Genomic DNA, 16,888 nt, shown 5'->3' with positions numbered 1-16,888 from the left:
CTCAGGTGAGCAGTTCGAAGAGGTACAGCCCCTGCTCGCCTCCTACGGCACATTCGTGTTCCGCTCCCACGCACATGAGTACATCTCCCCTTCGGCTCGTACCATGACCGCAATGCCTCCTCCCGCGACAGGGCATCTCCGTTGTACGGCTGGGGTGTTGAGCGCCGAGCGGGTGCGGGTGCGGGCGCGGCAGGATGCCATCATGCACAACCTCGCCCTCGCCCGCGTGACCAGTCACGCCAACAGGCCGGCTCAGGCTGGCCTACCAGCGGCGTTCTGCAACACGCATGGGCCCCGACTCGCGGACTCGGCCCCATGGTTTGAAGACCGAGAGCACTGTGGCAAAGCTCAGGAGCGCCAGGGCGGAGGCTCCGGGGAACGAGACGAACCAGATGTCCTGCAACGGTTGCTCGCCCGTGGCGAGTTCGGTGATGGGGCCCAGGAAAGCCGGCATCATCGCGCAGGCGGACGACGTTGAGGACCAGCTTCACAGCGACCCACCAGAAGCGTACGAGGCCCCACTTGGTCGCCAACCCCAGCAGGAAGCCGGTGATCAGGCAGATCGTCCCTGTTATGAGGGCCGACAGTAGGAGGGGGACGACGAAGAAGTCCGCGAGTGCGCGGTATACGGCGGTGCGGTCGTCGCCCGCGCGTACCCAGCCGATCGCCACCAGGACGATGGAGATGACATCGATGCCGATCCAGGCTCCCGCCGAGACGACATGCGTGACCAGGATGCTCTTGCGCAGCCGGGCCGGGATGGTCCAACGGGCCCGCTTGGGCCGTTGCGGTGAGGTGGTTCGGGCTGTGGAGAGCGTGGTCATGGCCGTCCTGCCTGGTCCGTGGATCGTCTCGGGTACGGGGCAGCAGTCGGAGCCTGTGACGGGGCTCGTGCTGCGTGGATGACATGCTGTGAGGCTGTTCGGGCTGTTCCTCCGGTGCGCTACGGACCGTCACTTCGGTCTCGCGTGCCACAGCCAGTCGGGCCGGTCGTACATCGGCTCGAAGCCGGCGCGTACCAGGTTGCGCAGGGACGGGTTGTGTTCACCGGGGCCCTCCACGCCGGTCTCGGCGACGATCCATCGGCAGCCCTCGGCTGGGGCCGCGCGGAGGCGGGCGGCGAGCAGCGCGGACTGGGCGCCACGGCCTCGCGCGTCCGGGAGCGTGGCTCCGGCGAACATGTGGGCGCACGCGCCGTTGCGGACTTCCCTTCGCGCCCGGCGCGACGGCGCGCTGCTCGGGGCGCCGGTGACCTCGACCACTGTGTGGTCGTCCGGCAGCACTCGGCGCCCGAGGTCGCTGCCGGGCTGGGCTTCTGGTCACTTCGTCCGCGAGAAGCGCACGACACTCCTGCGTGTCAACGGCGCCCGATGGTGCCCCGGACGAGTGCACAGGGAGTCACGCAGAAGGCGCCGATGTCGCAGCGACGATCATGGTGAGGAACGGCGGCGCGGCTGAACAACCGACACCGCACCGACTGAAGCGCGGGATCACGCGGGTGGTAGTGGGTCTGCGGTCGCGTTCAGGCCGGTCAGGAGCAGGTCGAGGCCGGTGGTGAACTGGTCGCGGTCGTCGTGGTCGCGTAGTTCCGTGGTGGTGCGCGTCAGGAAGGGGTAGTCGGCGGGGTCGAGTTTTTCCCAGTGTTCGGCGGTCTGGGCGAGGAAGGCGTCGCGGCTGGTGGTCTTGTCGGCGGCGGTGCGTGGGGCGACGATCTGGGCGCTGACGCCGGTGATGTAGTAGGAGATCGCGGTGGAGACCGCGAAATGCCGTGCGGCGGGCAGCCCGGTTCGTGCGGTCAGTGTGCCGATGCGGTCGAGCAGGTGCAGTGCGTTCGCCAGCGTGGGCGGCGCGTTGACGTGGGACGCTGCCCACGGGTGCCGGTCAAGGGTGTCGAAGACGGCGATGGCGAGCGCGCGCAGCTCGGCGCCGGCGCCGTCCTCGGAACGGGGGGCCGCTGTGAGGGCCTGGCCGAGCACCTGATCGGCGGCCAGGGCGACGAGCTCGTCCTTGTTCGCCACGTGCCAGTACAGCGCGCCCAGGCCGGTGTTCAGCTGTTTGGCCAGCAGTCGGAAGGTGAGTCCCCGCTCGCCGAGTTCGTCCAGCAGCGCGACGGCCGCGCTGACGATGATCTCTCGCGAGAGGGCATCGGCACGCCCTTTCCCATCGGGTGCTCTTCCTCGTGTCCGTGGCATGACCTCATTTTGGCACACCGTGGATCCGTGTTCCATATTGCTTATGGAACACGGATCCATATTAGTGTCCGGCAGGCGCCCGGCGCTCCGCCCGCACGGGAACGAGGAAGTCGTGAAGACCCGCCACCACTCGATCGCCATCGTCGGCGCCGGCCTCGGCGGCCTGACTCTCGCCCGGGTCCTGTACGTCCATGGCATCCCCGCAACGGTCTACGAGGCCGACCCCTCGGCCGAGTCCCGCGCGCAGGGCGGCCAGCTCGACATCCACCAGGACGACGGACAGCGAGCCCTCGCAGAGGCCGGTCTCACCGACGAGTTCCGCGCGATCATCCCCGAAGGCGCCGAGGCGTCGCGCGTGCTCGACCAGCACGGCAAGGTGCTGTTCGACGCCCCCGACGACGGCATGGCGCGGCGTCCTGAGGTGCTCCGAGGAGATCTGCGTCGGATACTGCTCGACTCCCTGCCCGACCAGACGGTCCAGCGGGGGCACAAGGTCACTGGTGTCCGGCCCCTCGGCGACGGACGGCACGAGCTGACGTTCGCCGACGGCTCGGCCGTGACCAGCAGTCTCCTCGTCGGTGCCGACGGCGCCTGGTCGAGGATCCGTCCGCTGCTCTCCGACGCCGAACCCGAGTACATCGGCACGACCTTCATCGAGACCTACCTGTACGACGTCGACGAGCGGCACACCGCGACCGCCGACATCGACTTCGCTGATGCCGCCGCCGTGACCGCTCGGGTCGCGGCCGAGTTCGACGGGTGGACTCCGGAGCTCATGGCGCTGATCACCGACGGCGAGACCGCTCCGGTCGCACGCATGATCCACACTCTCCCGGACGGACACCGATGGGACCGCGTGCCCGGGGTGACGCTCCTCGGCGATGCCGCGCACCTGATGCCGCCCTCGGGCGACGGCGCGAACCTGGCCATGCTCGACGGCACCGAACTCACCCAGGCGATCGCCGCACACCCCGACGACATCGAAGCGGCACTCACCGCCTACGAAGAGGCGCTGTTCCCCCGCAGCGAGTCTTTCTACGCCGACGCCCACGACATCCTGGACCTTTGCCTCGGCGACCGCGCACCGTTCGGACTCATCGACCTCCTCAACGGCGGCCCCCAGGGTCAGGACGGGTCACAGGGGCAGCCCCTGAGCCACACCGCCGACGGATCCTGAGCGATCGCGAGGACCGGCTTGCTCCTCGATCCTCGGGGGTGTCGCCGGACCGTTCGCCTCGCCTGAGGCGCACCTCCGTGGTGCGATGGAACGGGGGTAGCGAGGAGAGAGCGATGGTCCTACCAGCAGCGGAGCGCAAGAGTGGCGCGGCCCCGGTATCAGTCCGCCCGCTGGATGAGGCGGACCTGGATCGGGCCGATGAGATCTGCAGGGTCGCCTTCGGGACCTTCCTGGGAGCACCTGATCCGTTCGGGACCGTCGACTACGTCCGCACCCGCTGGGCGGCCGATCCACAGGCGGCGTTCGCGGCGACGGTCGAGGGCGAAGTGGTCGGATCGAATTTCGCCGCCAACTGGGGCAGCGTCGGGTTCTTCGGACCGCTGACCGTACGTCCGGATCTGTGGGACCAGGGCATCGGCAGACGCCTGATGGATCCGGTCATCGACTGCTTCGACGCCTGGGGGAATCGCCACCTCGGCCTGTTCACCTTCGCTCACAGTCCCAAGCATCTTGAGCTCTACCGCCGGTACGGTTTCTGGCCCCGATTCCTCACAGCCATCATGAAGAAGCAGGTCACAGACGGTGCCGCAGTCCCCGGCCGGGTGCTCTACGGGGAACTGCCCGCCGCCCAGCGGTCCGAAGCGCTGAGCCTGTGTCGCGCACTGACCGGAGCCGTGTACGAGGGCCTGAGCCTGGAACGCGAGATCGTGGCCGCGCACGCGCAGGGACTCGGTGACACCATCCTGCTCCATGGCGCCGGCTCCGAGCTCGACGGCCTGGCCGTCTGCCACTGCGGAGCCGGGTCGGAGGCTGGCACGGACGTGTGCTTCGTCAAATTCGGCGCCGTACGTCCTGGTCCGGAGGCCGCCGACCGGTTCGAGCGACTGCTCGACGCGTGCGAGCGGTTGGCCGCCGAGCGCGGCCTGGGACAACTGGACGCCGGCATGAACCTGAGCCGCCCCGATGCCTACCGGCGCATGATCGACCGCGGCTTCCGTACCTGGTTGCAGGGCGTGACCATGCACAGGCCCAACGAACCCGGGTACAACCACCCTGACGCGTATGTGATCGACGACTGGAGGTGACCAACCACCGCGCTCGGCCCGCCAGGAGGAGGCCCGGTCCTGTCAGAACTCGTGCATTTTCCGAGCCAGTTCCGACGGCAAGACACAGCCACTCGCAGTAACCCGACCCGCAACTGGTCGCCGCCGACCAGCCCGGCACGGTGCGCCTGCCCGGCACGGTGCGCCTGCCCGCGCCAGTCAGCGGGGTCTGGCAGACAGCCTCTTGGGCTCTTCGCCGCCGAGACGCCACAGCGGCCGGTCTTGAGCAGGAGAATGCCCAGCTGCGGCAGGCGGTCGACTCCCGCGCGACGGTCGACCAGGCCATCGGTGTCCTCACGGCCTACCAGATCCCGCCGACCGCCGGATTCGAGGTGCTGCGCGAGCTGGCTGCTGGTGGGTGGTCGTCGGGGTGGCGTTTTTCCCCGTCGCCAACTGCGCGGCTACGAACTGGTCGGCATCCTCGGCGTCCTGCTGTGCCTTCATCAGCGGCTTGCGACAGAAGCCCGCGGCCGCGCGCCGGGCCGGTGCGCTCGGACGCAAGGTGAAGGTCAGCGCGGCCGAGCTCGTCTTCCGGCCGCAGCCGACCCTGCAACTGCTGTGGACGCTCGGGGATGAGGAGAGGCGGAAGGCGATCGAGGCCGCGCACGAGCGGCCATCGCCGTGGTGCTCGCGTGGTTCGAGGACGACGTCGCCGTCCGTCATCCGGTACGGCGCGCAGGGCATCCACCGGACCCGCCCCACGCACGGCCTGGGCGCTGCCCGACCTTCACCGCCACCGCCTCTGCGCGGCCGTCGTCGACCGCCTCGCCTTCGGCGTCCCCATCATCGAAACCGGCACCGGCTCCTATCCCCTCGCCACCACCCGAGCCCAAGCCGAACAGCCGGCCGCCGGTGACCGCTTGATCTTCGGACCGACGCCACCTACCGTCGGACGGTCACCGGTCCTCCCACCTGGAAGTGCCCATGCCTCGCCGGTCACCGGGCGAGATCAGAACCGAGCGACCCCGTCGTAGGGGCGCCGGAAGTCGGCAGGTCATCCCTGGTTTGTCCGCTGCGGCGAACCGGCAGATCGCACAGTTCGAAGTTCGGTGCAGGTTGCCTCCCGGACACGTCGCCCACGCTTTCCGGGCATGGGCCCTGGCGCTTCACCCATGGCCGGACCACGGCCCCAACCGCGGGTGGGGAACCACCCTCTGGAGGGACACGCACGCGCGAACACTGCTGCAAGGCGCAGCCTCAGCGATGGACCGCAGGGCACGCCGTGAACTTCTCGGAGCGGTTGCTCCCCTGGACGACCGCTTCTTGACACGGACCCTGCCTGATCCGTACTCACCGCCCACAGATCCCTGGTGGAAGCGCCGCCTCGCGGAGTGATCCTCCAGACGCTTCGGGCACACAGGCTGCCGAGGCATCGCTGATTCTCATCAACCGTCCGGTTGAAAGGGGCGGGCGCAAGGCCGCGTGCATCGCGATCGCCGCGTTCGCCTGCCGGCTGTTCAACCACTACGGCGTCAGCATCTTCGTCGGCGGCAGGCACTCCTACGCGGACGTCGGCTGACCATGGGGTGGCCTCTCGTACAACTTCCGTACACCGAAGGCCGGTTCTCTTGTGACGTGGGTCATGGGAACCGGCCTTCGGCGTGTGGACAGGGGGAGGACGTGGAGACGAATGACGGGGACACGGGGGACCGGAGTGCCTTGCGCGCCCGGATCAGAGACGGGGACGCGGGGGCCTTCGGGGAGGTCTTCGACGCGTACGCGCGGTCCGTCTACAACCACGCCTTCCGGCTGACGGGGGACTGGTCGACGGCCGAGGACATCGTGTCGCTGACCTTTCTGGAGGCGTGGCGACTGCGGGGGCGGCTGGACGCGGAGGGGGGTTCACCGCGGCCGTGGCTGCTCGGCATCGCGACGAACGTGGCCCGCAACACCCGCCGGGCCGGGCGGCGCCACGCCGCGGCGGTCGCGCGCCTGCCGAGGCCCGAGTGCGTGCGGGACTTCGCCGACGAGGTCGCCGGGCACCTCGACGACCAGGCGTATCTACGGGCCGTACGTACGGCGGTGGACCGGCTGCGGCGGCCCGAGCGCGAGGTCCTCGCACTGTGCGCCTGGGGCGGCCTCGACTACGCGGCGGCCGCCGAGGCCCTCGGCATCCCCGTCGGCACCGTACGCTCCCGCCTCTCCCGGGCCCGCGCGAAACTCACCGCGCAACTCGGGGCGCGGGAACCCGACGGCGCCAGCGGACAGACAACAGGCGGCCACACCCCCGTGGCCGGCCCCATCCAGGAGGGGAACCCGTGAACGACAACCCGTCCCCCCGGGACGAGCCACCCACGAAGGGCACGACGCCCACCGGGGGTGTGCCGCCCACGGCAGCCGCCGCGTCCGCCGGGGCCGTGCCGTCCACGCAAGGGTCGGCGTCCGCCGAGGCCGCTCCGTCCTCCCCGGCTGCTCCGTCCTCCGAGACCGCTGCGTCCTCCGAGGCCGGCCGGTCCGCCGGTGAGGGCGTGCCGGCTGCTGTGGAGCGGGAGCTTCCGGCGGGGCGGCGGCGGGTGTTGAGAGAGCATCTGATGCGGGAGATCGAGAGGGAGGCCGAGGTTCCGCTCGTGCGGCGGCCGGTGTGGCGTCGGCCCGCGCTCGTCGTGCCCGCCGTGGCCGCCGTGCTGACCGCCGCGATCGTGCTGGGGGCGTCGGTGACGCGGCAGGCGGCCCAGCCGCCGACGACCCACGCGGACAGCACGGACGGCGGCGGGAAGAGCGACACGGACGCCACGCGGAGCGACCGGAGTGCCGCCGCGCTGCTGGAGCGGATCGCGAAGGGGGCCGGGAAGCGGACGCTGCCCCCGGTGCGGAACGACCAGTTCGTCTACACCGAGCGGGACGACTACCACTGGAAGGTCGACCCCGGGAAGCCCGCCACCGGCTGTCCCATGACCAGCGAGGGGCACCCCTTCGGCATACGCGAGGTCTGGTGGTCGGTCGACGGGCAGCACGTCGGACTGTCCCGGGAGCACAAGGACGGCGGCAAGGTGGTCGAACGGTCCGTCGCCAAGCAGTTGCCCGCCAAGAACGGAGTCGCCTACTTCCGGGAGGCGGAGAGCGAACTGCCGACGGACGCCGACGCGATGTACCGCTACCTGTACGGGCTGAAGGACGACGCGGCGCGACCGTCCGGTGCGAAGGCCGCCGACCGGAACGCCTTCGAAAAGGCGTCCGCGCTGCTCAGCGAGCAGTTGCTGCCGCCGAAAGTCGAGGCCGCGCTGTACCTGGCGCTCGCCCGGATTCCTGGGCTCGTCGTGTACGAGGGGGCCGTGGACGGGGCGGGCCGTAAAGGGGTCTCCGTGAGCCTTGAGGGCAGCTGGCCCGGGGACTACGGACAGGGGCCCACCCGTCACGAACTCCTCTTCGACACCCGGACCTTGTACTTCCTGGCCCGGAACTCCGTCAACGTCGACCCTCCGGCCAACGCCTGCCAGGTCCTCGAACCCGGTGACCTCGTCTCGTCCGTGGCGATCCTCGACCGCGGAGTGGTCGACCGCACCGGTGAGCGACCCTAGGGCCGGCCGCACGAGTGCGCGCACGGGCGCGGCCGGGGCAACGGCGCCACCGTGCTCAGGCGCGGTGCCGTCATCCGCCGTCGCGCAGCGCCTTGTCGATCTCGCTCAGCGCGCCGGTCAGCTGGGCGTGGTCGTCGGCCGTCAGGGGCCGCGAAGAACCGCTCCACCCCGCGTGCGTGGACGGCCTCGCCGCGCGCAGGAGCGGCGGGGCGCTTGTCGGGAGTCGTGTGCTGAGTTCCCGACGCACGTCAGGGCAGCGCATCCGGATCCCGGGCTGCTCGGCTGCTCGGATCCCGGGCTGCCCGGGACCCGTGTCGTACGGCCTCAAGGACGCCGCCGCCCACCGTCCGCGACGAATCTGACCGAAACCTGCGGCGCCGCCACTACGGCCGAGGATCTGAACCGGTACCACCGTCGATCAGGCCGCGACGAGTTCCTGCTCGCGGTCGGGTGTCTTGGCCTCGGGCTTCCTGTTCGGCAGCGAGAGCCGGAAGACCTTGTGCCACGCGGAGAACACCTGCTTGGGCAGCGGTCCGGTGACGTACTCCAGCTCGTACTTCTCGAACAGTGCGCGCACCTTCACCGCGACCTCGGCGTACCGGTTGCTCGGCAGGTCCGGGAAGAGGTGGTGCTCGATCTGGTGGGAGAGGTTGCCGGTCATGAAGTGCATCGCCCTGCTGCCGCTGATGTTCGCCGAGCCCATCATCTGGCGCAGGTACCACTGGCCGCGTGTCTCGCCCTTGATGGAGCGGCGCTCGAAGACCTGCACGCCCTCGGGGAAGTGCCCGCACATGATCACCGAGTGGGTCCAGATGTTGCGGACCAGGTTCGCGGTGAACGTGGCGGCGAGCGTGGTGAGGAACGACGGGCCCGACAGCAGCGGGTGGATCACGTAGTCCTTCAGCACCTGCTTGCGGATCTTGCGGCCCACGGCCCTGGCCCGGGCGCGGAACTCCGGGTTGTTGCGGCGGCGCTTGTGCAGGTTCTTGCCGAGCTCCAGGTCATAGGCTGCGATGCCGTACTCGAAGAAGCAGGCGTTGAGGAAGTTCCACAGCGGCTGGCCGAGGTGGAACGGGTGCCACTTCTGGTCCTCGTCGACGCGCATGATGCCGTAGCCGAGGTCGTTGTCCTTGCCGATCACGTTGGTGTACGTGTGGTGCAGCTCGTTGTGCGAGTGCTTCCACTGGTCGGCCGGCGAGACGTGGTCCCACTCCCAGGTGGTGGAGTGGATCTTCGGGTCGCGCATCCAGTCCCACTGGCCGTGCAGGATGTTGTGGCCGATCTCCATGTTGTCCATGATCTTCGCCACGGACAGGCCGGCGGTGCCGATGATCCACGCGGGCGGGAAGAACGAGAACAGCAGCACGCCCCGGCTGGCCAGCTCCAGCTTGCGCTGCGCCGAGATGACCTTGCGGATGTAGGCGGCGTCCTTCTCGCCGCGGTCGGCGATCACCTCGTCGCGGATCGCGTCCAGCTCGCGGCCGAGTTCCTCGATCTGCTCGGCGGTCAGGTGGGCGGTGGGGTCGATGGCGGTCAAGGTGCTCCTACCGTTCGATGTCGCAGGGGCCCGCCGCGGCGGACACGCAGGTCTGGATGAGGACGCCCGGCTCGGCCTCGGTGATCTCGCCGGTGCGCAGGTCGCGGACGGCGCCCGCCTTGAGCGGTGTGACGCAGCCGAAGCAGATGCCCATGCGGCATCCGGAGGGCATGAGCACGCCGGCCTCCTCGCCGATGTCCAGCAACGGCGTGGCGCCGTCCGCGTCGACTGTCTTGCCGGTGGCGCTGAACGTGACCTCCCCACCGCCGTCGCCGGGGACGGCGATGGCGGGGCGGAAGCGTTCGGTGTGCAGGCGCTTGTGTACGCCGTGTTCGCTCCAGTGCGCTTCGGCGGCGTCGAGCAGGCCGGCGGGCCCGCAGGCCCAGGTCTCGCGCTCGGCCCAGTCGGGCACGAGTTCGTCGAGACGGGCGATGTCGAGCTTGCCGTCGGTGTCGGTGTGCACCTCGGTGAGCCGCAGCTTGTTGTCCGCGACGAGGTCGTGCAGTTCGTCGCGGAAGATCACGTCCTGCGGCCGTGGCGCGCAGTGGACCATGACGACGTCGTCGAAGTCGGTGTCGCGCAGCATGCCCATCACGGGCGTGATGCCGCTGCCGGCCGTCAGGTAGAGCACCTTGGCGGGCTTGGCCTGCGGCAGCACGAAGTCACCGGTCGCCTGGTCGAGCTGGATCAGCGTGCCCGGTTTCGCCCTGCGGACCAGGTGGTTGCTGACCTTGCCGTCCGGAATCGCCTTCACGGTGACCGTGACGCGGCCGTCCTGGCGGTTGGTCGGCGAGGTGAGGGAGTAGGCACGCCACAGGCGCACCCCGTCGACGTCGACCCCGATCCGCACGTACTGACCGGCCGTGTGGCCGCGCCAGCCCCGTCCCGGCCTGATCACGATGGTCGCGGCGTCACCCGTCTCGGGGTGCACGGCCTCGATGCGCCCCCGCAGGTCGGCGCCCGCACGCAGCGGGCTGACCAGGTCGAGGTAGTCCGACGGCAGCAGCGGCGTCGTGACCATCTCCAGCAGTTTCCACGCCCTGGTGCGGAGGGCTGTACTCGTCATGACTCCAGCTTGCTGTGCCTCAGGGCGTAAAGTCCTGACCGCAGGACGTGAATCTGACCGGCTGAATTGTTCGCAGGGAATAGAAACGTGAGCCATGCAATCCGGAGGGCCAGCGAACTGGCCCTGGACGAGAAGACGGTCACCGCACTTCGGGCCGCGCTGAGGACCACCGCCGACGAGGTCGTCCAGGCGATCATCGACGAGGTCCCTTCCTACGCCAATGCCCTCTCGGGCCGCATGGGCGGCACCATCCGCCGGGCCGTCCGCACCGCCCTGGGGCACTATCTGGACCTCGCGAGCGGGAACGCCACGGGCGGCGACGCCGGTGACGCGGCCTACGAGCTGGGCCGCGGCGAGGTCCGCGACGGCCGTTCGATGGACGCCCTGCTCAGCGCCTACCGCGTCGGCGCCCGCGTGGCCTGGCGATGCCTGGCCGCCGGCGCCGTACCCGCGGGTCTGCCCGCCGCCGAGGTCGCCAAGTTCGCCGAGCTGACCTTCGCCTACATCGACGAGCTCTCCGCCGCGAGCGCCGCGGGCCACGCCGACGAACTCGCCGCCCGGGGCCGGGCCCAAGAACGCCATCTGGAACACCTGGCCCGCGACCTCCTCGCCGGCGTGAACCCGGACACGCTGCTGGCCTCCGTCCAACGGGCCGGGTGGCAGCCCCCGCTTTCACTGACGGCGGTCCTGCTGCCCGCCGCCCAGGCCCGGCCCGCCTACCGCACGCTCGACCCGAGCACTCTCGTCCTGGACGATCTGCCGGACGCCACCGGCGCGCTGCTCGTCCCCGACGCCGACCGATCACATCTCCTGCGGCAGCTGACCGACCGCACCGCCGTGGTCGGCCCGGCCCGCCCGTGGACCCGTGCGTCCGCCTCGTACGCACGAGCCCTACGCGCGCGCTCCCTCTCCTCCGACATCCGCGACACCGAGGACCACCTGCCCGAGCTGGTGCTGAGCGCCGACGCGGACGCGTACGCCGACCTGCGTGCCCGAGCCCTCGCACCGCTGCGGACCCTGCCTGCCGCGACCGCACAGCGGCTGGAGGAGACGCTGCGGGCATGGCTGCTGCACCAGGGCAGACGGGACGAGGTGGCGGCGGCGTTGTTCGTCCATCCCCAGACCGTCCGGTACCGGATGTCGCAACTGCGGGAACTGTTCCCGGATCTCGCGACGCCGCACCGGGTCCTCGAACTGACGCTGGCGGTCGGTCTCCGGGCCGACTGACGCGTACGTCGACCGTCCACGACCCGTCCGCGAGCGGTCCAGGAGTCATGCCTCGTTCTCGGTGCCATCAGCTGGCTCATACGGCCCGGGAAGAGCGGTATGAGCCGGGCTGAGACCGGGGGTGGCGTGAAGAGGTGATGTGAAGACCGGACAAGGCTCTGGGGAAGCCCGATTCCGTCGGGGCGCTGTCCCGGAGGAGCGGGGTGGCGGATACGGCTCGACCGGATCCGGTGGACAATGCGCACCGGCCCGCTCGCGCCGGGGACCGCCGTGCTTCTGCGACGGCCCCGTGCCTTCCTTCCGACCGGTCAAACGGACGACCGACCGGGCCGACCTGGCACATTGCGCGAGGGATGATGTGGACGGAATGACGGAACGTGAGGTCAGGAGCTTCCATGACGATTCGGGTTCACCGACCCCGTGAGGACGCGGAGTTCAATTTCATCCTCGGGATGAGCAAGGTTCCGGTCCTCGCATACTTCACCGGGACATGGCCCAAGGCCATCGAGGCCTGCCGGGCGATGGACCTCGTCGTGGGTGGCATCGCCGACGACTACACGGGCCGCCTGACGGCCGTCCGCGCCGACATCACACGGTGTCCGGCCGCAACCGAGCGATACGGGATCACCGGAGCCCCGTCCTACGTCCTGCTGAAGGAGGGAGAGACGGTGGCGCACGGCACGGGGCCTACGACCATCGCCGAGGTACGGAAGTTCCTGGACGCCCACCTCTGAGCGGCCGCCGCGGCACGTGGCCGCGACGCCCGTCACGTCTCGTCCATGGGAGCCGCGCCGCCTGAGAAACCTTGGGGCTGAGACACCCCCACAGGTCACACAACGCCGTCCAGCGCGGTCGCGTCCGGCAGCTGCACGGCCCGGCCACGACCTCGTGGCCGGCTGCTCCATCCCCGTCACCGCCGACACCACCTGCCGGCACCCCAGCAAGATCCGGCACCTGCTCCGCACCTGGAACAGCCGAAGCACCAGCCACCCGTAACCCTCCGGGCCCCCGCGCCGTGAGGCACCGGTCGCTCGCGCCGTGCCGATGCGAATGCCGGCTCCTACGCCGGTGGTCTCTGTAGGGTCTCGCGCTTCGCTGCATATGCCGAGGCTGTGACCTGCGACTTCTCGCGGTGTCTCACGCTGCTTCATCCGCGGTTATCTCGGCTCTCGGTGCATCCCCGCCAGGTTTACTGAGGCCGTGCCGGACGGGCAGATCGCTGACCTGCGGTGTCTCACGGCCCGCTATCGCCCGGGACGGCGGTGCCGTACGGCGGGAAACGCGGGGGATCGTTCTGCCGCCGGATGTTCGACCGGGGGCATCGCCCCGGTCCGTGCCTGCATTCCCAAACTCCTGCCGGATGTGCTCTCCGGCGCCATCGGTCCGGGGCCGGTCTTCGACCGTGCCGTCCCCCTGGCCGAGGTGCCGCACGGTTATCGGGCGATGGACGACCGGTCGGCGCTGAAGGTGCGCATCACCTTCTGAGCGCGGGGGCCGGTGGCACGGGTGTGGTTCCTCCCGTGCCGCGCGGCGCCCTTGTGATGTCAGGCGGTGCGCTTCACGTGGCGGACCAGCCACATCAGCAGGGCGTCCAGGTCGGCGGCGGCCGAGAGGACCCGGTCGACCGCCTCGGGGGTGTGCAGCCACTCCTCGCAGCCGAGGGGGCGGGCGGCGATCAGCGAACGGTGGCGCAGCAGGTTCGTACGGGAGTGGTCCGTCGGATAGCCGCGCGGGGGGCGTTTCATCACGTCCCCGGAGATGTCGTAGCCCTTCCTCCGCACGTCCTCGACGATGGCGGACAGTTCGCGGCCACTCCCCTCGGAGGCCACGGCTTTGCGGAACATGTCCACCTGGCCGGGATCGGGGTACCACCAGGCGCCCTGGATCCGCAAGCCGTCCAGGTCGAACCGGAGACTGATCTCGATCTTACGGCCGAGCCGGATCACCGCGCCCTGGTGCTGCCACCACCAGGAGTCGGTGCGGTAGTGCCAGACGGAGAAGTCCTCGTACCGGGGATCGGCGTCCGCGACCTCGTTGAGCAGGGCGATCATCGGCTGCCGGACCAGGCGTTCGCGGTCCGCGCGATAGCGCTCGCGGGTCGCGTGGGTCGGTTCGCCCTGGAGCTGCCACAACACGTCCATGGCCTGCTCCGGCCAGCCGGTGAACTGTCCGCGCATGCGCGGAGGATAGCTCACCCATGATCCGCGCGCGGAGAGTGAGACGGGCAGGGAGGCGTAACCCCAGACAAGGTGGGAGGTGCTGCGGCGGGGCTCGTCGGCCAGTTCGATGTGCCGTGCGCGGTGGGCGAGTTCGTCGAGGAACACGGCGAGTGCAGTCGATATGAAGCGGGCGGTGAGATTGTGCAGCCGAACTTGAGATCCCACAGTCTCGGGGCCCACCACGGAGGACCGTCATGCCCCATGCCCCATGCCCTGTGGTCCGGTGCCCTCTCGTTCGGCCTGGTCACTTCTCTGAATTCCTCTGAACCAAGGCGGGTGCCCGTGATCACGTGACGGGACGATCAGTGCTGAGGGGAGCGCCGGAATGGGGCCGGGGAACGGTTGCGAACGGTGCGGGTGTCGAGACCGCATCCGGCACAGAGTCCCCGTCGCCGTGCGGCCGGCGTCAGGACAAGTCGTCTTGTGAGGCAGTGAGCCTTCTCAACGTGACCACCGATCAGGTGACGGCTTCGGCGCCCCCTGGCAATAGGCACTCGCCGAGGAGACAGTCAGTTGAAAGCGTCAGTCATGCAGTCCACCCAACAGTCGGCGGCATCAAAGCGCTGGCGGAGGGCGGCAGCTGCCTCTTCGTGCTCCACGAAGTGCCCGTAGTGCTGGCACGCCACCCTGGTCACGTCCCCGACCGTGACGATGGCCGGTTCGCCGCGTGCGGCCCGGCGGCGTGCATCGGCGATCGCCATGTCCGCAGAACGCAGCAGGCTTCTGGAACGGTCCTGGATCACGGCCGCCTGGGCCCGTTTCGCCGAGAGGGGGCGCAGGACACGTCCCCTCCAGACGTAGCCGGCGGCGACAAGGATGAGACCGAGCGCTACGAACAGGAGTCCGCCGGGGTCGTGAGGTCGCATCTATCCAGTCTTCACCACTCGCGTGGTGATCGTCATGCCCGCGCCGGCGTGACGCTGCCGATTTTCGGAACGACTTGGTGTCAGTGCCGATTTCAGCACGGCCACCGATCGGGTGGCGTCGCCGGGATGCGCAACGCACGAGGCTCCCGTGCCGTTGGGGGAGGTGTTCGAAGTTTCAACCCACAGGCGCAGGAGCCGCGTTGGTTCCCTATTCTGCCGCACTCGACCTGCCCCACGCCCTGGTCGAGTGGGTCACCATGCTCATCGTCACCCGCGAGGGTGACCGACGATGCAAACTCCCGCCGCACCAGCGTGCGCTCGTCGCCCTGTCGTACTTGCGTAAGCACGACACGCTTGCCCAGATCGCCGTCGGCTTCGGTATCTCGGTGGGCACCGCTCACGCTTGCACCACCTCGGTAATCAGCCTGCTCGCTGACCGTGCACCGGGCCTGCTCAAGGTGGTGCGCGAGACCGATCCCGACTACGTCCTGCTCGACGGCACTCTCGCGGAGTGCGACCGCCTGGGCGACGGCCGGGCCGACTACTCTGCCAAGCACCGCCGACATGGTGTGAACGTGCAGTTGGTGACCGATCCGGATGGCCGGCTGCTGTGGATCTCGCCCGCATTGCCCGGCCGCGCGCACGACCTGACCGCGGCCCGCACCCACCAGATCATCCGGATCTGCGAACGCCAGGGCGTCTCGGTCCTCGCAGACCGCGCCTACATGGGAGCTGGCCCGTGGGTGACAACGCCCCTCAGACGCCCGCCGGGCCGTGACCTCACGCCAACCCAGCAAACCGTCAACCGAGCCTGGAGAGGCAGCGCTGAAAATTAGGAATCAGTGGCTCCTGGGGCCGTCCTGCGTCAGGCCGCCTCCGGCGACCATGGCCTCGCCGAGTGGTGTTCCCCGTACCCGATGGACGTGGTTTCCGTTCCAGAGCCGTTGGTGTCCTCGTTGGCGGTCAGGTCGCCGCGGCCGATTCGGCGCGGGAGAGGGCGACGTCGAGTACGACCAGGAGTGCGTCACGGACGGAGCCCGTCTTGCGTGCGTCGAAGACGATCAGGGGGGTGTGTTCGGCGATGTCCAGTGCCCACCGCACTTCGTCCAGGTCGTGTTCGACCTCTCCGTCGAAGGCGTTGACGGCGACGGCGAAGGGGATGCGCTTGTGTTCGAAGTAGTCGACGGCGGCGTAGCAGTCGTCGAGGCGTCGGGTGTCCACGATGACCAGGGCTCCGAGGGCGCCTTCGACCACGTCGTCCCACATGAAGCCGAACCGGTCCTGGCCCGGTGTTCCGAACAGGTACAGCTTCAGGGTCGGGTCGAGGGTGAGGCAGCCGAAGTCCAGGGCGACGGTGGTGGTCGTCTTGCCGGGGGTGTGGGTGAGATCGTCCACGCCGGCCGCGACTTCGGTGATGGCGGCTTCTGTGGTGAGCGGTCGTATCTCGGAGATCGATCCCACGGTGGTGGTCTTGCCGACCCCGAAGCCGCCGGCGATGACGAGCTTGACCGGCAGCGGCGGCTGCTCAGCCGCTGTCGCGGAGTGTGCCCCGTGAGTCGGGGACGGCACGGAGACCATTGATAACCCTTCGCAGTACGGAGATGTCCTGGGCGGTCCGGGCGCCCGGCACGTGGACCGCCAGGTGCCCGGCGGCACACAGGTCTTCGGCGAGCACCCGGACCACGTTGAGGTGCAGTCGCAGGCGGGCCGCCAGTTCCGCCACGGACTGCGGTCGTCGGCAGGCGGCGACGATGTCGTGGTGTTCGAGGGCGAGCGTGCCGAGGACGGAGAGCCCGGCCGAGGTCGCCACGATCTGGGTCTCGATCGGGATCGGTGCGGCTGCGCCGCTCCCCGAGACCCGGCCGGCGGTCAGCAGGAACGGCCGGACCGCGGGGGCGCGGCCGACCGGCTCCGGCGAGTCGCCCCGCGTGTCCGCTGCTGCTTCATGTGGTTCTTGTCCACCGACGGCCATGACGGCGACCT

General features: G+C 69.7%; 17 protein-coding genes and 1 pseudogene. 9 read left to right on the top strand and 9 right to left on the bottom strand.

What is annotated here, in order from left to right; genetic code table 11:
* Positions 1-953: 953 nt before the first annotated feature.
* Positions 954-1,262, bottom strand: coding sequence for a hypothetical protein (locus ABT147_RS28960; protein ID WP_351411402.1), 309 nt, complete (start codon positions 1,260-1,262; stop codon positions 954-956).
* Between the two features lie 228 nt (positions 1,263-1,490).
* Positions 1,491-2,192, bottom strand: coding sequence for a TetR/AcrR family transcriptional regulator (locus tag ABT147_RS28955; protein ID WP_351411399.1), 702 nt, complete (start codon positions 2,190-2,192; stop codon positions 1,491-1,493).
* A gap of 112 nt (positions 2,193-2,304) precedes the next feature.
* Between ABT147_RS28955 and ABT147_RS28950 the strand changes: the two genes are divergently transcribed.
* The 5 genes from ABT147_RS28950 (at position 2,305) to ABT147_RS28925 (ending at position 7,990) form a co-directional block, all read left to right on the top strand.
* A complete protein-coding gene (locus tag ABT147_RS28950) occupies positions 2,305-3,369 on the top strand; it encodes an FAD-dependent oxidoreductase (protein WP_351411397.1) in 1,065 nt (354 codons plus the stop codon).
* Positions 3,370-3,482: 113 nt separating this feature from the next.
* A complete protein-coding gene (locus ABT147_RS28945; RefSeq protein ID WP_351411395.1) occupies positions 3,483-4,454 on the top strand; it encodes a GNAT family N-acetyltransferase in 972 nt (323 codons plus the stop codon).
* Positions 4,455-4,594: 140 nt separating this feature from the next.
* On the top strand, positions 4,595-4,978 hold the full coding sequence (locus ABT147_RS28940; RefSeq protein WP_351411393.1) for an ANTAR domain-containing protein: 384 nt from the start codon (positions 4,595-4,597) through the stop codon (positions 4,976-4,978).
* Between the two features lie 1,114 nt (positions 4,979-6,092).
* The gene (locus tag ABT147_RS28930) at positions 6,093-6,734 is read left to right on the top strand and encodes an RNA polymerase sigma factor (protein WP_502983179.1); all 642 of its coding nucleotides are present in this window, start codon (positions 6,093-6,095) and stop codon (positions 6,732-6,734) included.
* On the top strand, positions 6,731-7,990 hold the full coding sequence (locus ABT147_RS28925; protein WP_351411390.1) for a CU044_5270 family protein: 1,260 nt from the start codon (positions 6,731-6,733) through the stop codon (positions 7,988-7,990). The genes ABT147_RS28930 and ABT147_RS28925 overlap by 4 nt, the downstream gene beginning before the upstream one ends.
* Positions 7,991-8,060: 70 nt before the next feature.
* Here the strand turns inward: ABT147_RS28925 and ABT147_RS28920 are convergent, their stop codons facing one another.
* The 3 genes from ABT147_RS28920 to ABT147_RS28910 form a co-directional block, all read right to left on the bottom strand.
* Complete coding sequence (locus ABT147_RS28920; RefSeq protein WP_351411388.1) at positions 8,061-8,237, bottom strand: hypothetical protein; 177 nt, start codon at positions 8,235-8,237, stop codon at positions 8,061-8,063.
* Positions 8,238-8,408: 171 nt separating this feature from the next.
* Positions 8,409-9,527: a fatty acid desaturase family protein gene (locus tag ABT147_RS28915; RefSeq protein WP_351411386.1), complete on the bottom strand. Its 1,119-nt coding sequence runs from the start codon at positions 9,525-9,527 to the stop codon at positions 8,409-8,411.
* Positions 9,528-9,534: 7 nt separating this feature from the next.
* A complete protein-coding gene (locus ABT147_RS28910; RefSeq protein WP_351411384.1) occupies positions 9,535-10,593 on the bottom strand; it encodes a ferredoxin reductase in 1,059 nt (352 codons plus the stop codon).
* 87 nt (positions 10,594-10,680) lie between these two features.
* On the opposite strand from ABT147_RS28910, the gene ABT147_RS28905 reads away from it, so the two are divergent.
* The 3 genes from ABT147_RS28905 to ABT147_RS28895 all read left to right on the top strand — a co-directional run bounded on the left by ABT147_RS28905 (position 10,681) and on the right by ABT147_RS28895 (position 13,305).
* Complete coding sequence (locus ABT147_RS28905; protein ID WP_351411382.1) at positions 10,681-11,820, top strand: PucR family transcriptional regulator; 1,140 nt, start codon at positions 10,681-10,683, stop codon at positions 11,818-11,820.
* A gap of 395 nt (positions 11,821-12,215) precedes the next feature.
* A complete protein-coding gene (locus ABT147_RS28900; protein ID WP_351411380.1) occupies positions 12,216-12,554 on the top strand; it encodes a thioredoxin family protein in 339 nt (112 codons plus the stop codon).
* 466 nt (positions 12,555-13,020) lie between these two features.
* Positions 13,021-13,305, top strand: coding sequence for a hypothetical protein (locus ABT147_RS28895; protein ID WP_351411551.1), 285 nt, complete (start codon positions 13,021-13,023; stop codon positions 13,303-13,305).
* A 59-nt stretch (positions 13,306-13,364) separates the two neighbouring features.
* Here the strand turns inward: ABT147_RS28895 and ABT147_RS28890 are convergent, their stop codons facing one another.
* Both ABT147_RS28890 and ABT147_RS28885 read right to left on the bottom strand, forming a co-directional pair.
* Positions 13,365-14,204, bottom strand: coding sequence for a DUF2461 family protein (locus ABT147_RS28890; RefSeq protein WP_351411377.1), 840 nt, complete (start codon positions 14,202-14,204; stop codon positions 13,365-13,367).
* 344 nt (positions 14,205-14,548) lie between these two features.
* The gene (locus ABT147_RS28885) at positions 14,549-14,905 is read right to left on the bottom strand and encodes a hypothetical protein (protein ID WP_351411375.1); all 357 of its coding nucleotides are present in this window, start codon (positions 14,903-14,905) and stop codon (positions 14,549-14,551) included.
* Positions 14,906-15,105: 200 nt separating this feature from the next.
* Here ABT147_RS28885 and ABT147_RS28880 point away from each other — a divergent pair.
* Positions 15,106-15,717, top strand: a pseudogene (locus ABT147_RS28880) (transposase); the annotation flags it as partial.
* Between the two features lie 151 nt (positions 15,718-15,868).
* Here the strand turns inward: ABT147_RS28880 and ABT147_RS28875 are convergent.
* A complete protein-coding gene (locus ABT147_RS28875; protein ID WP_351411373.1) occupies positions 15,869-16,483 on the bottom strand; it encodes a GTP-binding protein in 615 nt (204 codons plus the stop codon).
* A complete protein-coding gene (locus ABT147_RS28870; RefSeq protein WP_351411370.1) occupies positions 16,431-16,877 on the bottom strand; it encodes a DUF742 domain-containing protein in 447 nt (148 codons plus the stop codon). The genes ABT147_RS28875 and ABT147_RS28870 overlap by 53 nt, the downstream gene beginning before the upstream one ends.
* Between the last annotated feature and the right edge of the window lie 11 nt (positions 16,878-16,888).

This window comes from Streptomyces sp. NPDC001868 (assembly GCF_040297125.1).
Taxonomy (GTDB): domain Bacteria; phylum Actinomycetota; class Actinomycetes; order Streptomycetales; family Streptomycetaceae; genus Streptomyces.
The sequence above is the reverse complement of the archived record's forward strand: the minus strand, read 5'-3'. Positions and strand labels throughout refer to the sequence as shown.

Excerpts from the sequence above, each read along its gene's own strand:
- ABT147_RS28900 (WP_351411380.1), top strand. The coding sequence starts at position 12,216 with ATGACGATTCGGGTTCACCGACCCCGTGAGGACGCGGAGTTCAATTTC.
- ABT147_RS28885 (WP_351411375.1), bottom strand. The coding sequence starts at position 14,905 with ATGCGACCTCACGACCCCGGCGGACTCCTGTTCGTAGCGCTCGGTCTC.
- ABT147_RS28870 (WP_351411370.1), bottom strand. The coding sequence starts at position 16,877 with ATGGCCGTCGGTGGACAAGAACCACATGAAGCAGCAGCGGACACGCGG.
- ABT147_RS28945 (WP_351411395.1), top strand. The coding sequence starts at position 3,483 with ATGGTCCTACCAGCAGCGGAGCGCAAGAGTGGCGCGGCCCCGGTATCA.
- ABT147_RS28955 (WP_351411399.1), bottom strand. The coding sequence starts at position 2,192 with ATGCCACGGACACGAGGAAGAGCACCCGATGGGAAAGGGCGTGCCGAT.
- ABT147_RS28875 (WP_351411373.1), bottom strand. The coding sequence starts at position 16,483 with ATGGTCTCCGTGCCGTCCCCGACTCACGGGGCACACTCCGCGACAGCG.
- ABT147_RS28910 (WP_351411384.1), bottom strand. The coding sequence starts at position 10,593 with ATGACGAGTACAGCCCTCCGCACCAGGGCGTGGAAACTGCTGGAGATG.